Source organism: Streptomyces massasporeus (assembly GCF_014648995.1).
GTDB lineage: Bacteria > Actinomycetota > Actinomycetes > Streptomycetales > Streptomycetaceae > Streptomyces > Streptomyces massasporeus.
The window spans coordinates 1-14,734 of the sequence record NZ_BMSE01000023.1 but is presented as its reverse complement, the minus strand read 5'-3'; the positions used below and the strand labels follow the sequence as shown (position 1 = coordinate 14,734).

At 69.3% G+C, this 14,734-nt stretch carries 13 protein-coding genes and 1 riboswitch; of the genes, 2 read left to right on the top strand and 11 right to left on the bottom strand.

Annotation, left to right across the window (positions count from 1 at the left end; genetic code table 11):
* The first annotated feature begins 45 nt into the window (after positions 1-45).
* The gene (locus tag IE153_RS34915) at positions 46-465 is read left to right on the top strand and encodes a TOBE domain-containing protein (protein WP_189593723.1); all 420 of its coding nucleotides are present in this window, start codon (positions 46-48) and stop codon (positions 463-465) included.
* A gap of 67 nt (positions 466-532) precedes the next feature.
* On the opposite strand, the gene gcvP is transcribed toward IE153_RS34915, so the two are convergent.
* Complete coding sequence (gene gcvP / locus IE153_RS34910; protein WP_189593722.1) at positions 533-3,418, bottom strand: aminomethyl-transferring glycine dehydrogenase; 2,886 nt, start codon at positions 3,416-3,418, stop codon at positions 533-535.
* A gap of 175 nt (positions 3,419-3,593) precedes the next feature.
* A riboswitch (glycine riboswitch) is annotated at positions 3,594-3,689 on the bottom strand.
* 113 nt (positions 3,690-3,802) lie between these two features.
* Between gcvP and IE153_RS34905 the strand changes: the two genes are divergently transcribed.
* Positions 3,803-4,177 (top strand): PRC-barrel domain-containing protein, encoded by a 375-nt coding sequence (locus IE153_RS34905; protein WP_189593721.1) that lies wholly within the window; start codon positions 3,803-3,805, stop codon positions 4,175-4,177.
* Here the strand turns inward: IE153_RS34905 and IE153_RS34900 are convergent.
* From IE153_RS34900 to clsA, 10 genes are all read right to left on the bottom strand, one after another.
* Entirely contained in the window at positions 4,096-5,550 is a 1,455-nt protein-coding gene (locus IE153_RS34900; protein ID WP_189593720.1) for a DNA polymerase IV, read from the bottom strand. The two genes, IE153_RS34905 and IE153_RS34900, sit on opposite strands and share 82 nt — an antisense overlap.
* A gap of 166 nt (positions 5,551-5,716) precedes the next feature.
* A complete protein-coding gene (locus IE153_RS34895; RefSeq protein WP_142165133.1) occupies positions 5,717-6,400 on the bottom strand; it encodes a MerR family transcriptional regulator in 684 nt (227 codons plus the stop codon).
* 295 nt (positions 6,401-6,695) lie between these two features.
* Positions 6,696-7,169 carry a bifunctional nuclease family protein gene (locus tag IE153_RS34890; RefSeq protein WP_026253112.1) on the bottom strand — a complete coding sequence of 158 codons (474 nt, stop codon included), beginning with the start codon at positions 7,167-7,169 and terminating at the stop codon, positions 6,696-6,698.
* An 86-nt stretch (positions 7,170-7,255) separates the two neighbouring features.
* The gene (gene ftsR, locus IE153_RS34885) at positions 7,256-7,993 is read right to left on the bottom strand and encodes a transcriptional regulator FtsR (RefSeq protein ID WP_189593719.1); all 738 of its coding nucleotides are present in this window, start codon (positions 7,991-7,993) and stop codon (positions 7,256-7,258) included.
* A gap of 53 nt (positions 7,994-8,046) precedes the next feature.
* Complete coding sequence (locus IE153_RS34880; protein ID WP_102909885.1) at positions 8,047-9,000, bottom strand: zinc-ribbon and FHA domain-containing protein; 954 nt, start codon at positions 8,998-9,000, stop codon at positions 8,047-8,049.
* A 61-nt stretch (positions 9,001-9,061) separates the two neighbouring features.
* A complete protein-coding gene (locus IE153_RS34875; protein ID WP_189593718.1) occupies positions 9,062-10,000 on the bottom strand; it encodes a DUF881 domain-containing protein in 939 nt (312 codons plus the stop codon).
* A gap of 5 nt (positions 10,001-10,005) precedes the next feature.
* On the bottom strand, positions 10,006-10,338 hold the full coding sequence (locus tag IE153_RS34870) for a small basic family protein (RefSeq protein ID WP_003988855.1): 333 nt from the start codon (positions 10,336-10,338) through the stop codon (positions 10,006-10,008).
* Complete coding sequence (locus tag IE153_RS34865; RefSeq protein WP_107057743.1) at positions 10,335-11,249, bottom strand: DUF881 domain-containing protein; 915 nt, start codon at positions 11,247-11,249, stop codon at positions 10,335-10,337. Before IE153_RS34865 ends, IE153_RS34870 begins: the two co-directional genes overlap by 4 nt.
* Positions 11,250-11,347: 98 nt before the next feature.
* Complete coding sequence (locus IE153_RS34860) at positions 11,348-13,843, bottom strand: mannose-1-phosphate guanyltransferase (protein ID WP_189593717.1); 2,496 nt, start codon at positions 13,841-13,843, stop codon at positions 11,348-11,350.
* 114 nt (positions 13,844-13,957) lie between these two features.
* Positions 13,958-14,566: a cardiolipin synthase ClsA gene (gene clsA / locus IE153_RS34855; RefSeq protein WP_189593716.1), complete on the bottom strand. Its 609-nt coding sequence runs from the start codon at positions 14,564-14,566 to the stop codon at positions 13,958-13,960.
* Positions 14,567-14,734 lie beyond the last annotated feature (168 nt).

Below are 14,734 nucleotides of genomic sequence, written 5' to 3'. Positions count from 1 at the left end.
ATCTCATACCAGACCAAAACACCACCACCGGGCTACCGTGCACCCATGAGCCTGAGCATCCGCAACCAGCTCCCCGGCACCGTCACCGCCGTCACCACGGGCGAGGCCATGGCGACGGTCACGGTCCGCCTCACCGGCGGCCAGGACCTGACCGCGGCGATCACCCGCGAAGCCGCGGAAGACCTCCGTCTCGCCCCGGGCACCGCCGTGCGCGCCCTGATGAAGTCGACGGAGGTCTCCCTGGCGACCGCGCCCATCGAGGGCCTGTCGATCCGCAACCAGCTCCCCGGTACGGTCACCGAACTGGCCGCCGGCGAGGCGATGGCATCCGTCCGCGTCACGGTGGAGGGCGGCGAACTGACCGCCGCGATCACCCGGGACGCCGCGGAGGACCTGGCCCTCTCGCCCGGGACCCCCGTCGTCGCGCTGGTCAAGGCGACCGAGGTGTCACTCGCCACCGCATGACTCGCCCATACATGGCGGGAGGGGCCCCGCACCGCGGAGCCCCTCCCTGTGACCGGTCGGCCGGTCGTCAGTCCTCGTACGCGTCCAGCGGCGGGCAGGAGCAGACGAGGTTCCGGTCGCCGTAGGCCTGGTCGATGCGGCGCACCGGCGGCCAGTACTTGTCGGCGGTCGACACCCCGGCCGGGAAGACGGCCTCCTCACGGCTGTAGGCGTGCTCCCACTCCCCGGCGAGCGCGCCGGCGGTGTGCGGGGCGCCGCGCAGCGGGTTGTCCTCCGCGGGCCACTCGCCGGAGCCGACCTTCTCGATCTCCGCGCGGATGGCGATCATCGCCTCGCAGAAGCGGTCCAGCTCCGCCAGGTCCTCCGACTCGGTCGGCTCGATCATCAGCGTCCCGGCGACCGGGAACGACATGGTCGGCGCGTGGAAGCCGTAGTCGATCAGCCGCTTGGCGACGTCGTCGACGCTCACGCCGGTCGCCTTGGTCAGCGGCCGCAGGTCGATGATGCACTCGTGGGCGACGAGACCGCCGGGGCCGGTGTAGAGCACCGGGTAGTGCGGCTCCAGCCGCTTGGCGATGTAGTTGGCGCTGAGCACGGCCACCTGCGTGGCCCGCTTCAGCCCCTCGCCGCCCATGAGCCGGACGTACGCCCACGAGATGGGCAGGATACCGGCGGAGCCCCACGGGGCCGCCGAGATGGGCCCGACGCCCGTCTTCGGGCCGGCCTCGGGCTGCAGCGGGTGGTTCGGCAGGTAGGGCGCGAGGTGCTCGCGCACCGCGACCGGGCCGACGCCGGGACCGCCGCCGCCGTGCGGGATGCAGAAGGTCTTGTGCAGGTTCAGGTGCGAGACGTCGCCGCCGAAGTGCCCCGGCTTGGCGAGCCCGACGAGCGCGTTGAGGTTGGCCCCGTCGACGTAGACCTGCCCGCCCGCCTCGTGCACCTGCGCGCAGATGTCGGCGACGTGCTCCTCGAACACACCGTGCGTGGACGGGTACGTGATCATGAGCACGGCCAGCTGGTCGCGGTACTGCTCGATCTTGGCCCGCAGGTCCTCGACGTCGATCTCGCCGTCCTCGGCGGTCTTCACGACGACGACCTTCATGCCGGCCATCACGGCGCTGGCGGCGTTGGTGCCGTGCGCGGACGACGGGATCAGGCAGACGGTGCGCTGCTCGTCCCCGTTGGCCCGGTGGTACCCGCGGACGGCGAGCAGACCGGCCAGCTCGCCCTGCGACCCGGCGTTCGGCTGGAGGGAGACCTTGTCGTAGCCGGTGACCTCGGCGAGCCGGTCCTCCAGCTCGTGGATGAGGGTGAGGTAGCCCCCGGCCTGCTCGGCGGGCGCGAAGGGGTGCAGCTGCCCGAACTCGGGCCAGGTGACCGGCTCCATCTCGGTGGTCGCGTTGAGCTTCATGGTGCAGGAGCCCAGCGGGATCATGCCCCGGTCGAGCGCGTAGTCGCGGTCGGCCAGCTTGCGCAGGTAGCGCAGCATGGCGGTCTCGGAGCGGTGCTGGTGGAAGACGGGGTGTGTCAGGTAGTCGTCGGTCCGCAGCAGCGCGGCCGGGAGCCCGTCCTCGGTGGCCGCGTCCAGCGCCTCGACGACCCCTTCGACGCCGAAGGCGGCCCACACGGCGCGCAGCTGGGCGCGCGTGGTGGTCTCGTCGCAGGCGATCGAGACGTGGTCGGCGTCGACGTGCCGCAGGTTGACCCCGTTGTCCCGGGCAGCGGCCACGACCTCGGCGGCCCGGCCCTCGACCCGCACGGTCAGGGTGTCGAAGTACGCCCCGTGCACGACCTCGACGCCACCGCCCTCGAGCCCGGCGGCCAGGACCGTGGCGTACCGGTGGGTGCGCCGCGCGATGCCCTTCAGGCCCTCCGGGCCGTGGTAGACGGCGTACATGCCGGCCATGACGGCCAGCAGCACCTGCGCGGTGCAGATGTTGCTGGTCGCCTTCTCACGGCGGATGTGCTGCTCACGCGTCTGCAGCGCCAGCCGGTAGGCCTTGTTGCCGTCGGCGTCGACGGACACGCCGACGAGTCGCCCGGGCAGGCTGCGCGCCATCTTGTCCTGGACCGCCATGTAGCCGGCGTGCGGTCCGCCGAAGCCCATGGGGACGCCGAAGCGCTGCGTCGTGCCGACGGCGATGTCCGCGCCGAGCTCACCGGGCGACTTCAGCAGCGTCAGCGCCAGCAGATCGGCGGCGACGGTGACGAGCGCCCCGAGCTCGTGCGCCCGGTCGATGACCGGCTTGATGTCCCGCACGACACCGGAGGCGCCCGGGTACTGGAGCAGCACGCCGTTGATCTCGCGCTCGGCGATCTCGGCGGGGATGCCCTCGCTGAGGTCGGCGACGACGATCTCGACGCCGGTCGGCTCGGCACGGGTCTGGATCACGGCGATGGTCTGCGGCAGGGTGTCCGCGTCGACCAGGAACAGGCCCTTCTTGTTCTTGCCCAGGCGCCGCGACAGCGCCATGGCCTCGGCGGCCGCGGTGCCCTCGTCGAGCAGGGAGGCGCCCGAGGTCGGCAGTCCGGTCAGGTCGGCGACCGTCGTCTGGAAGTTGAGCAGCGCCTCGAGCCGGCCCTGCGAGATCTCCGGCTGGTACGGCGTGTAGGCCGTGTACCAGGACGGGTTCTCCATGACGTTGCGCATGATGACCGGCGGCGTGAACGTGCCGTGGTAACCGAGGCCGATCATCGAGCCGAGGACCTGGTTGCGGTCGGCGAGGGAGCGCAGCTCGGCGATCACCTCGGCCTCGCTGCGGGCGCCCGGGAGGTCCAGTGCCTCGGCGCTCTTGATCACGGCCGGAACCGCGGCGGCGGTGAGCTCGTCCAGCGAGCCGTAGCCGACCTGGGCGAGCATCTTGGCGCAGGCCTCGTGGTCGGGGCCGATGTGGCGCTGCTCGAAGGGGACTGCCTCTTCGAGCTCGGAGAGCGGAATGCGGTGGGCGGTCATTACGGAGGCCTCCTGGTCGACACGACCTGCGAGGGGCACCACGGCACGGGTACCCGGACGGCCTCCCCCTCTGTCATCTCAACCTGAGAGCTTCACCGGATCGCCCGAAGGCCTCCGGCTTTCACCGTCGGTGAGAGCGGAATCCGTCGACACCCGCTCTGCTTTCCAGAGTGACCTCGTCCGTGCGGTACGTGAGCCTGAGAGATTCCGGGGAGGATTTGCTCCTTCGGCGCCTCCGATGATGTCTGGAGGACTCTCCCGCGCGGGGTCAACAGCCGCTGCCAGCGTACCAGCGAGGTCAACGCACGAACCTTCGAGTGGCCGCATCCCCACTTGTACCGTTTTGTAGTGTTTACGGATGAGGTGCGACCATGTGGAGGGCCCGTGCGAACCGATATCGATCCGCGCAACCTGATCGGCCGCAAGGCGTTCGACCGCAACGGGACCAGGATCGGCACGATCGACGAGGTCTACCTCGACGACGCCACCGGCGAACCGGAGTGGGCGGCCATACGGACCGGCCTGTTCAGCAGGGACGCCTTCGTCCCCCTGGAGCCCAGCGAGCTGATCGAGGGCGCCCTCCACGTCCCCTTCGAACGCGCCCTGATCAAGGACGCCCCCGACTTCGGCGTCGGCCGCCACCTCTCCCCCGAGCAGGAACTGCAGCTCTACCACCACTACGGTCTCGACGTCGCCGCCCCGCCCCCGCTGCCGGACCGCGACTTCGGCAAGCTCGCGGGCACCGACGAGACGGCCTGAGACGCCGCCCCGGGCACGCCGCCTCCCCCATCCGGCCCTCGTAACACCAACGGCAACGGATCCGCCGCCTCCAGGTCCGGATCGTCGACCCGGAACGTCCGCACCCGCCCGGGCTCCGAGTCGGGCGTCTCGAACCGTACGGTGACCCGCCCGAGGCCGCTGCCCTGCACCCATCCGTGACCGAACTCGGCATGCCGCACGTCGTGCCCGGCGGGCCACCGCCGCTCGGCGAGCGACGGCTGCTCCTCGGCCGCCGCCACGGCGTGCTCCTCGACCGGACCCTCCGCCACGGCCCGCTCCCCCGCCGCCTGGGCGAACAGGTCCTCCTGCGTGTAGTCGGCGAGGCCGCTGACCCCGACCCCGAGGAGCCGCACCCCACCGGTCGTATCGACCGAGTCCAGCAGCCTGGCCGCCGCCTCACGGATCACCGCGGGATCGTCCGTGGGCCCGCGCAGCGTCTCGGACCGGGTGAGCGTCGAGAAGTCGTACCGCCGCACCTTCAGCACGATCGTCCGCCCCGACAGCCCGGCCCCGCGCAGTCTGCGCACACAGCGCTCGGCGAGCCGCTGCACCTCCAGCCCGACCCGCGTCCGGTCATGGATGTCCACGTCGTAGGTGTCCTCGACCGACACCGATTTCGTCTCGCGTTCCGCCACCACCGGCCGGTCGTCGCGCGCCAGGGCCATGGCGTACAGACCGTGCCCGTGCGCCTTCCCCAGCAGCCGGACCAGTTCGTCCTCGCCCGCCTCGACGATCTCCTCGACCGTGGTGATCCCGGCCCGTCTCAGATGGTCCCCCGTCGCCGGCCCCACCCCGGGCAGCGTCCGCACCGACATCGGCCCGAGCATCGCCCGCTCGGTCCCCGGCTCGATCACCACCAGCCCGTCGGGCTTGGCCTCCTCCGAGGCGATCTTCGCGAGCATCTTGGAGGCGGCGAGTCCCACCGACCCCGTGAGCCCCGTGACGGCCCGTATGTCCGCGCGCAGCTTGACCCCGGCCAGCCGCGCCGACGGCTCGTCCCAGGCCACGCCCCCGGCCTCCAGGTCCACGAACGCCTCGTCCAGACTCAGCGGCTCCACCAGAGGCGACAGCGCACGCAGCAGCTCCATCACCCGCTCGCTGATCGACTTGTAGAGCGTGAAGCGCGGCACGAGATACGCGGCGTTGGGAGCCAGCCGCCGGGCCTGCCCCATGGGCATCGCCGAATGCACCCCGAAGACCCGCGCCTCGTACGACGCGGTCGCCACCACCCCACGCGGCCCGAGCCCGCCCACGACCACGGCCTTCCCCCGCAGACTCGGCTTGGACGCCTGCTCCACCGAAGCGAAGAAGGCATCCATGTCGAGATGCAGGATCGTGGGCGCGGTTCTCACAACTCCGATGCTGCCCTACGCCACTGACAACGCCCCGCGCGGCAGCCCGAAATGCCCCACCGGAAGCCGTTGAGGTACCCCCTGGCACCCCATCGGAAACCGCTTATGGCCGGGCGCGGAAACGTCCCTCCTCCTGCGACCGGCACATCCCGCGCCGCCCGACGGATCAGACGGCCCGGTTCCGGCGGCGCGCCAGCTCGTCGGCCGGGTTGGGCCCCACCAGGGTCTCGCCGGTGTCGATGCGCTCACCGTGCAGCTGGGACAGGGCGCTCTCGACGTCCCGCCACACCACGCCCACGGCGATCCCGAACACACCCTGGCCGCCCTGGAGCAGGGCATGGACCTCATCGGGCGAGGTGCACTCGTAGACCGTCGCGCCGTCGCTCATCAGCGTCATGCGCTCCAGATCACTGAAACCGCGTTCCCTGAGGTGCTGGACGGCCGTGCGGATGTTCTGCAGCGACACCCCGGTGTCGAGGAACCGCTTGACGATCTTCAGGACGACCACGTCCCGGAAGCTGTACAGCCGCTGCGTCCCGGACCCGTAGGCGGGGCGCACGCTCGGCTCGACGAGCCCCGTGCGGGCCCAGTAGTCCAACTGCCGGTAGGTGATACCGGCGGCCGCACAGGCCGTGGGACCGCGATAGCCGATCTGCTCGGACGCCATGGACGTCGTCCCTCCGCTGCTCGGCACCGCTGTCGGTCGCTGCGGAGCGTGATCAGCCGCACCACCGGGCTGGGGGCACCCCCCGCCCGGGAGGGGCCGTGAGCCGGGGGGAGGGTACGGACCGCTCGCCCTGAGACTGCGCTCGGGGCCGCCCCCAGCCGTACCGTCGCCGCTGCTTCTCACGCCGACCTCCGTCCTTGACCTGCCTTCTCGACGGTAGGCAGTCACCAGGGGTGCGTCAACGATCGCCACACTCGCCACGCCGAGTGATAATCACCCTGAGAGTGGTTTCCCGTGCCCCACCGCGGGGAAAGGCTAGCCGAATGTGTCCGGCACGAACCGTATGACGCTCTCACGCGCCACCGGCACATGCGGGCATTTCACCCATGACACAAACGGCGGGCGGCCCGGTCACGGACCACACCGTCCGCCGGGCCGCCCACACGACTCTTCCGACCGCTGCCGCTCCTCGATCAACTCACTGACTGCTGGTGCCGAAGTCCTCCGGAGAGATCTGGTCGAGGAACTCGCGGAACTTCTCCACCTCGTCCTCCTGCTCGTCCGGGATCGCGATACCGGCGTCGTCGAGCACCGTGTCACTGCCGTAGATCGGCGTCCCGGTGCGCAGCGCGAGCGCTATGGCGTCGGACGGACGGGCGCTCACCTCGACACCGCTGGCGAAGACGAGTTCCGCGTAGAAGACGCCCTCACGCAGGTCCGTGATGCGCACTTCCGTGAGCTCCTGGCCGACGGCTTCCAGCACGTCCTTGAACAGGTCGTGTGTCAGCGGCCGCGCGGGAGCCATCCCCTGCTGGGCGAAGGCGATCGCCGTCGCCTCCCCCGGTCCGATCCAGATGGGGAGGTAACGGTCGCCTCCCACTTCACGCAGCAGCACGATCGGTTGGTTGGAGGGCATTTCGACCCGGACACCTACGACATCGAGCTCGTTCACACAGCAACCCTAGGCCGTGCTCGGGACGTTTGGGTAGTCGGGCCGGGATAGGGCGCCTGATCCGGCCCCCGGCAGCCGGCCCCGCCTCAGGGCAGTCGTACCCCGAGCGCCGTCTGCACCAGAGCGGCGTGCAGCTTCACCGTGAGCCCCGCCAGCTCCTTGGTACGGGCCTCTGCATGGGCCCTGGTCTGCGGGTTGCGGTGCCGCCTGAGCGGGGCCACCACCTGGTCCACGAGACCGGCCTCCCGCTCCGCGGCGGCCTTCATGGCCCGCAGGTGCCGCGGCTCGATCCCGAACCGCCCGAGTTCGACGACGAGCAGGGCGACGGTGACCGCCTCGGCGTCGTACGCTCCGTCCTCCAGTGGAGTGAGGAGGCCGTAGGACTCCCACTCCTTGAGCTCCTGCTCGTCGACGCCGACGGCGGCGAGCAGCTCATCCCGCCCGATCCTGGCCGCTGTGGGCCCCTCGGGCGGCTCGGAGGCGGACGCACCGTCCCGCTGACGCCCCACGACCGGCAGCGGCACGGCCTCACCGCGCTCCATGGCCTCCAGGTGCTCCCGGATCACCTTCAGGGGCAGATAGTGGTCCCGCTGCATCCTCAGGACGTGGCCGAGGCGGTCGACGTCATGGGCGCTGAACTTGCGGTACCCCGACGGGGTCCGCTGCGGCTCGATGAGCCCTTCCGACTCCAGGAAGCGGATCTTGGAGATGGTCACTTCGGGAAACTCGTCGCGCAGCGCGTTCAGCACCGCGCCGATGCTCAGCAGCCCACTGTCCGTGGCGGCGGTGCCGTGTCCGGCACCGCCGCTCGGTGTTTGAAGCATGGACCTTCCCTGACGGATGGACCTTCGCCGAGGCCTGTCCGGACCGAGCCCGGTCAGTAGCCCCGCTGGCTGGCGTAGAAGACCAGCCGGTACTTGCCGATCTGCACCTCGTCGCCGTTGTTCAGGGCGACCTGGTCGATCCGCTCCCGGTTCACATACGTGCCGTTCAGGCTGCCCACGTCGGCCACCGTGAACGAACCGTCCTGACCACGGCGGAACTCCACGTGCCGCCGGGACACCGTCACGTCGTCCAGGAAGATGTCGCTCTGCGGGTGCCGGCCGGCCGTGGTCAGGTCGCCGTCCAGCAGGAAACGGCTGCCCGAGTTCGGCCCGCGGCGCACCACCAGGAGCGCGGAGCCCAGCGGCAGCGCGTCGACGGCGGCCTGAGCCTCGGGCGACAGGGTCGGCATCGGCGTCTGACCGGTGGTCTCGCTGTCGTAGGCCTCGAGACCGGAGATGGAGATCGTGGAGGTCGTCTCGGACGGACGCTCCGGCGTCGCCCCCGCCCTCAGCGGCGCGCCGCAGTTGGAGCAGAAACGGCTGTTCTCCGCGTTGCGGTTACCGCACCTCGTACACACCAGGGCCGACATCGGATCCTCCTGCCGCGGCTGCCCACCGGGGGCGTTGGACGCATACGGGTCGGAAAACCCTCCACCCGCACTTGAGGTTGACGGTTGCCCGAAACCTATGCCGCCGGGCTGCGCAGGGTCAACCGACGGCGCGCCCTGACCACCGGAAACATCGCCGCCCGGGCCGCCGACCTGGTCCCGGAACAGCGGCCGCTGGCCCTCCGCGTCAGGCTGTGCGCGATGGCGAGCGGTCGCATTGTCGCTGCCTTCTCGCGCGCTCTTGCCGAACAACTTCGCAAACAACTTCACGGGCGATTCCCCTTGACCGAAACAGACCCGCCCGTGGGGCAGGACGAACCCTGACTGAACACTCTGGCCGACCCGGACATCCTGACAACGTCCGTCTGCACCAGACAGTTTCCACCACGCACCGCCCATTCGGTGCGCCGACCCCCCGCAACCTCATGCCCTCGCCGAACGCCGCCCATGCACCCCCGGTTCACTGCGAGGACGACCGAGCGTAGTCAGGCCGCTTCGCTGCTCGCAAGGCGTCCACGACGATGTCGGTGGACCGCTCGATCGTGACGGTGGCCTGTTCCTTCTCGAGAGTCTGCACCACACCTCCGGGGATGTTGAGCGCCGGCTCGAGGTCCTGCGACTTGCCGATGACCTTGAAACGATAGGGCGCGTTGATCTTGTTCCCGTCGACGCCCACACCCTTGCCCGAGTCCGTGAGATACGTGCTCGCGACGACCCGTACGCCGTTGACCTGGATCGCCTCCGCACCCGCCGCGCGCAGCTCCTGGATCGCGTCGAGCAGCATGTCCGCCTCGACCGTCCCCTTCGTGTCCTGGATCGTCATGGTGATGCCGGGCCCCTGCGCGGCCACCGTGCCCGCGAGGATGCCGAGTTGCCTCTCCTTCTCGATCGTCTGCTTCCGGGCCTCCTCGGCCTGGTCAGAGCTGTTCTCCAGCTCGTCGCGCTGCTTCTCGAGACCTTGCTTCTCGTCCTCAAGACGTTGAGTACGGTCATCCAGTTCATCGAGGATGCGGACAAGATCTTCCTGACGTGCGCCACGCAGGGCACTGTCGCTGTCGCTGTTCGAGGCCACCTGCACGGCCAGCCCGAATCCGAGACCGAAGAGCAGCACCGCGACGATGAGTTGTGCCCGGGTGACACGCGGCGGCCACACCCCCTGCACCAGCCGCTGCCGCCCGGTCAGCCGCGGCTCGGGCTCCGGCTTCGGTTCCGGCGCCTGCTGTGGTTCCGCTGCCTGCCGGCGCTCCGGCTCCTCGGGAGTCTCCTCGGCGGCGGGCGCAGCCGCGGGCACCTCCTGGGGCAGCTCCTTGCGCAGCCCGTTCCCGGGCCCGGCGCTGTCGTCGCGCGCGTCGCCGCGCTCCTCGGCGGGCTTGTCCGGCTTCTCGTCGTGATCGCTCATCGGCCTCACGCCCGGAACACGTGCCGGCGGATCGCCGCGGCGTTGGAGAAGATCCGGATGCCGAGGACGACCACCACACCGGTGGACAGCTGGGCGCCCACGCCCAGCTTGTCGCCCAGGAACACGATCAGCGCGGCCACCACCACGTTCGACAGGAACGACACCACGAAGACCTTGTCGTCGAAGATGCCGTCGAGCATGGCCCGCAGACCGCCGAAGACGGCGTCGAGCGCCGCCACGACGGCGATCGGCAGATAAGGCTCGACCACCGCCGGAACCTCAGGCCGGACCAACAGGCCGGCCACGACTCCCACGACGAGGCCCAGTACGGCGATCACGATGTGCCCTTCTCGCTCTTCTCAATGCTCGGCTGTGCTGTACGTACGGTCACACTCGGTGCGGCAGGCAGCCGGAGGTCGTCCTCCACGGAGATGCCTGTCCTGATGCCGTAGCTCTCCTGCAGCGCGTTCAGGTACAACCCGTCCGCGCTGTTCTGGAACCGTGTGCTCAGCCGCTGCCCGTCCCCCACCGCCAGCACCGTGTACGGCGGTACCAGCGGCTTGTTGTCGACCAGTATGGCGTCCCCCGCGGCCCTGATCGCGGACAGCGCCGTCAGCCGCTGCCCGTTGATCGAGACGGCCTCGGCGCCCGACTCCCACAGCCCGTTGACGACGCGTTGCATGTCCCGGTCACGCACCCGGCCGGTGTCGGAGAAACCGGAGGTCTCACGCGGGTCGCCGTCGCCGCCCGAGGCGGCTTCCTTGGCGTCGTTCACCACGAGCTTCACACCGGGGCCGTGCACCGCGACCGCGCCGGACAGGAGGCCCGCAAGATCGGAGTCCGCGCTGCCACCGCTGTGCTTCAGTGCCTCGCGCTGCCGTGCGCTCACGTCCCCGCGCAGCTCGTCGACGGAGTCCTCCAGCTTGTCCGCCGCCTCGGTCTCCCGGTCGATGCGGTCGACCAGCTCTTCCCGCTCCTTGGCCACGACCGGGGCGGCAACCCGCGCCTGCGCCGCTCCGACGGTCACGACCAGGGCCGCGAGCACCAGTCCGGCGGCAAGCCCCAGCTTCGCCCTGAGCGTCTTCGGCATGCCGCTGTCGCCCGCGGCCTTCTTGCGCTCGGCGGCCTCGGCATATCCGTCGTCGAGGCTGTGGTCCATGACGTTGGTGAGCAACGACATGGACGCATCCGGGCGCCGGGGCCGCGTGGGTGTGCTCCGAATGGGGGGTTGCTGCGGCATGCCGCACATCGTCGCACGTCGCGAGCACTACCTCCGAACGGCCCCACCGGCGTGCCGGACAGGCCCCGTTGGGGACACTTGTCCGGCACGCACGCGTGCAGCCCGTTCTACCGGCCGGCGCTGTCCACGACCGCCGACCATTCGTCCAGCAGGGCCTGCGCGGAGGCGTCGTCCGGCCCTTCGGCCCACAGGTGGGTGACGGCCTCGGCCGGGTCGGGCAGCACCATCACCCAGCGGCCGTCGGTCTCCACCACCCGCACACCGTCCGTGGTGTCCACGAAGCGATCTCCTGCCGCCTCGACGACCCGCCGCATCACGAGCCCCTTGACGGCCCACGGGGTCGCCAGATCGCGCTTCAGGACGTGCGCCCGCGGAATGCGCGCGTCGATCTGGCTGAGCGTGAGCTGTGTCCGCGCCACGAGTCCGATGAGCCGTACGAAGGCCGCGGTGGCGTCGTACACGCTGCTGAACTCGGGGACGATGAAACCGCCCTTGCCGTCACCGCCGAAGATCGTCCCTTCCTCGCCGCCGACGCGCGTGAGGTCGTCGGGAGAAGTGGTCGTCCACTCGACCTGCGTCCCGTGGTACGCCGCCACCTGCTCGGCGATCCGGGTCGTGGTCACCGGAAGCGCGACCCGTCCACTGCGCCGCTCGGCGGCGACGAGGTCCAGCATCACGAGCAGCGCCCGGTCGTCCTCGATGATCCGACCCTTCTCGTCGACGAGCGACAGCCGCTCACCGACGGGGTCGAACCGCACACCGAACGCGGCTCCCGAGGACGCCACGATCTCCCCGAGCCGCACCATCCCCGACCGCCGCATGTCGGCCGTCTCGGTCGGCCTGGACTCGTCGAGACCGGGGTTGATCGTCAGCGAGTCGACCCCGAGCTTGCCGAGCAGGCTCGGCAGCACCAGTCCCGCGCTTCCGTTGGACGCGTCCACGACGACCTTCAGCCCCGACTCGGAGATGCCTGTCGTATCGACGTTCCGCAGCAGCGACCCGGTGTACGAGTCGAAGACGCTGGCCGGGAAGTGCAGATCCCCGATCTCACCGGGGAACGCCCGACGGTACTCCTGCCTCGCGAACACCCGGTCCAGCTTCCGCTGACTACCCTGCGACAGGTCCGCACCGTTCCCGTCGAAGAACATGATGTCGACGGAGTCCGGCACCCCAGGAGTTGTACGGATCATGATGCCGCCCGCACTGCCGCGCGCGGTCTGCTGCCGGGCCACGGGCAGCGGCACGTTCTCCAGGTCCCGCACGTCGATCGCGCTGGCCTGCAGCGCGGAGATCACCGCCCGCTTCAATGCACGAGCACCACGCGAGTGGTCCCGGGCCGTGGTGACGGTCGAGCCCTTCTTCAGCGTCGTGGCGTACGCGCCCGCGAGACGCACCGCGAGTTCCGGCGTGATCTCCACGTTGAGGATGCCGGAGACACCACGGGCACCGAAGAGGTGCGCCTGGCCCCTGGATTCCCAGATCACCGAGGTGTTGACGAAGGCGCCGGCCTCGATGGTCTTGAACGGGTAGACCCGAACATTGCCCTGGACGATCGATTCTTCACCGATCAGGCACTCATCACCGATGACCGCCCCGTCCTCGATCCGCGCCGCACGCATGATGTCGGTGTTCTTACCGACCACACAGCCGCGCAGATTGCTGTGGGGCCCGACGTAGACGTTGTCGTGGACGACGGCCTTGTGCAGAAACGCACCGCTCTTGACGACCACGTTGGAGCCTACGACGGTGTGCTCACGGATTTCGGAGCCGGCCTCGACCTTGGCGTAGTCACCGATATAGGCGGGTCCACGGAGAACGGCGTCCGGATGGACCTCCGCTCCTTCGGCGACCCACACGCCCGGGGAGATCTCGAAACCGTCGATGTCGACGTCGACCTTGCCCTCCAGGACGTCGGCCTGCGCCTTCACATAGCTCTCGTGCGTGCCGACGTCCTCCCAGTAGCCCTCGGCGATGTAGCCGTAGATGGGCTTGCCTTCCTTCATGAGCTGCGGGAAGACGTCACCGGACCAGTCGACGGGCACATCGGGCTCGACGTAGTCGAAGACCTCGGGCTCCATCACGTAGATGCCGGTGTTCACGGTGTCGGAGAAGACCTGGCCCCAGGTGGGCTTCTCGAGGAAGCGCTCCACCTTGCCTTCCTCGTCGACAATGGTGATCCCGAACTCCAGCGGATTGGGCACACGCGTCAGGCAGACCGTGACCAGCGCACCCTTCTCCTTGTGGAAATTGATGAGATCGGTGAGGTCGAAATCCGTCAGCGCATCGCCGGAGATGACGAGGAAGGCATCGTCCTTCAGCGCTTCCTCGGCGTTCTTGACGCTTCCGGCGGTACCGAGTGGCTTCTCCTCATTGGCATAGGTGAGCTCCATACCGAGCTCTTCGCCGTCACCGAAGTAGTTCTTGACGAGCGAAGCCAGGAACTGGACAGTCACGACTGTTTCGTTGAGCCCATGCCTTTTGAGCAGCCGAAGAACATGCTCCATGATCGGCCGGTTGGCCACCGGCAGGAGCGGCTTGGGCATGCTTGAGGTCATGGGGCGAAGGCGTGTGCCTTCACCTCCGGCCATCACGACGGCCTTCATGTCGGAAGCGTCCTCCTCAAAGAGACGGTCTAGCCGACTTCCCCCGCCAGGATTGTCCCTCACTTATCCAGCACGGGCCATCGCTCCGCTACGGCAGCAGGACCATCCGAGAGTTCAATCGGCCATGGCGTCCGCACGGACCAGGCGGCGGACTTGTACCACGTAGAGGACTCCTGCCCACCAGTACAGCGTTGTACCCCATCCGGCGAACGCCCATCCGAAAATGGCAGCCAGTGACGAGATCCAGCCGCTTCCGTCACTGAGCAGAAGCAGGGGGAAGGCGTACATCAGGTTGAAGGTGGCGGCCTTACCCAGGAAGTTCACCTGGGGCGGCGGATAGCCTTGCCGGCGGAGGATGCCAACCATCACCAGCAGAACCAGCTCCCGCGCCAGAAGTACAGCGGTCAACCAGAGGGGCAGAATCTCCCGCCAGGTGAGGCCGACCAGGGTCGAGAGAATGTAGAGGCGGTCAGCCGCGGGGTCGAGGAGCCGGCCGAGGCTGCTGATCTGGTTCCAGCGCCGCGCGAGCTTGCCGTCCAGATAGTCGCTGACTCCGCTCAGGGCCAGTACCAGAAGGGCCCACCCGTCACTCTTGGGCCCACCGAACTCAGGACGCAGGATCAGCCACAGGAAGACGGGCACGCCGACGAGGCGGGCCATGCTGAGGATGTTCGGGATGGTGAGCGCACGGTCCGTCTGGACGCGAGTCTCCTGAACCTCCACCCGGGGGCCTCCTGTGGGAATGAGCCAACGATGCTCCCTGACCTTACCTCAACGCAAAAAAGCTCTGGCTCTTGGGCTGTGCGCCCAAGAGCCAGAGCTATAAAAGGAGTTCGGCGGCGTCCTACTCTCCCACAGGGTCCCCCCTGCAGTACCATCGGCGCTGTAAGG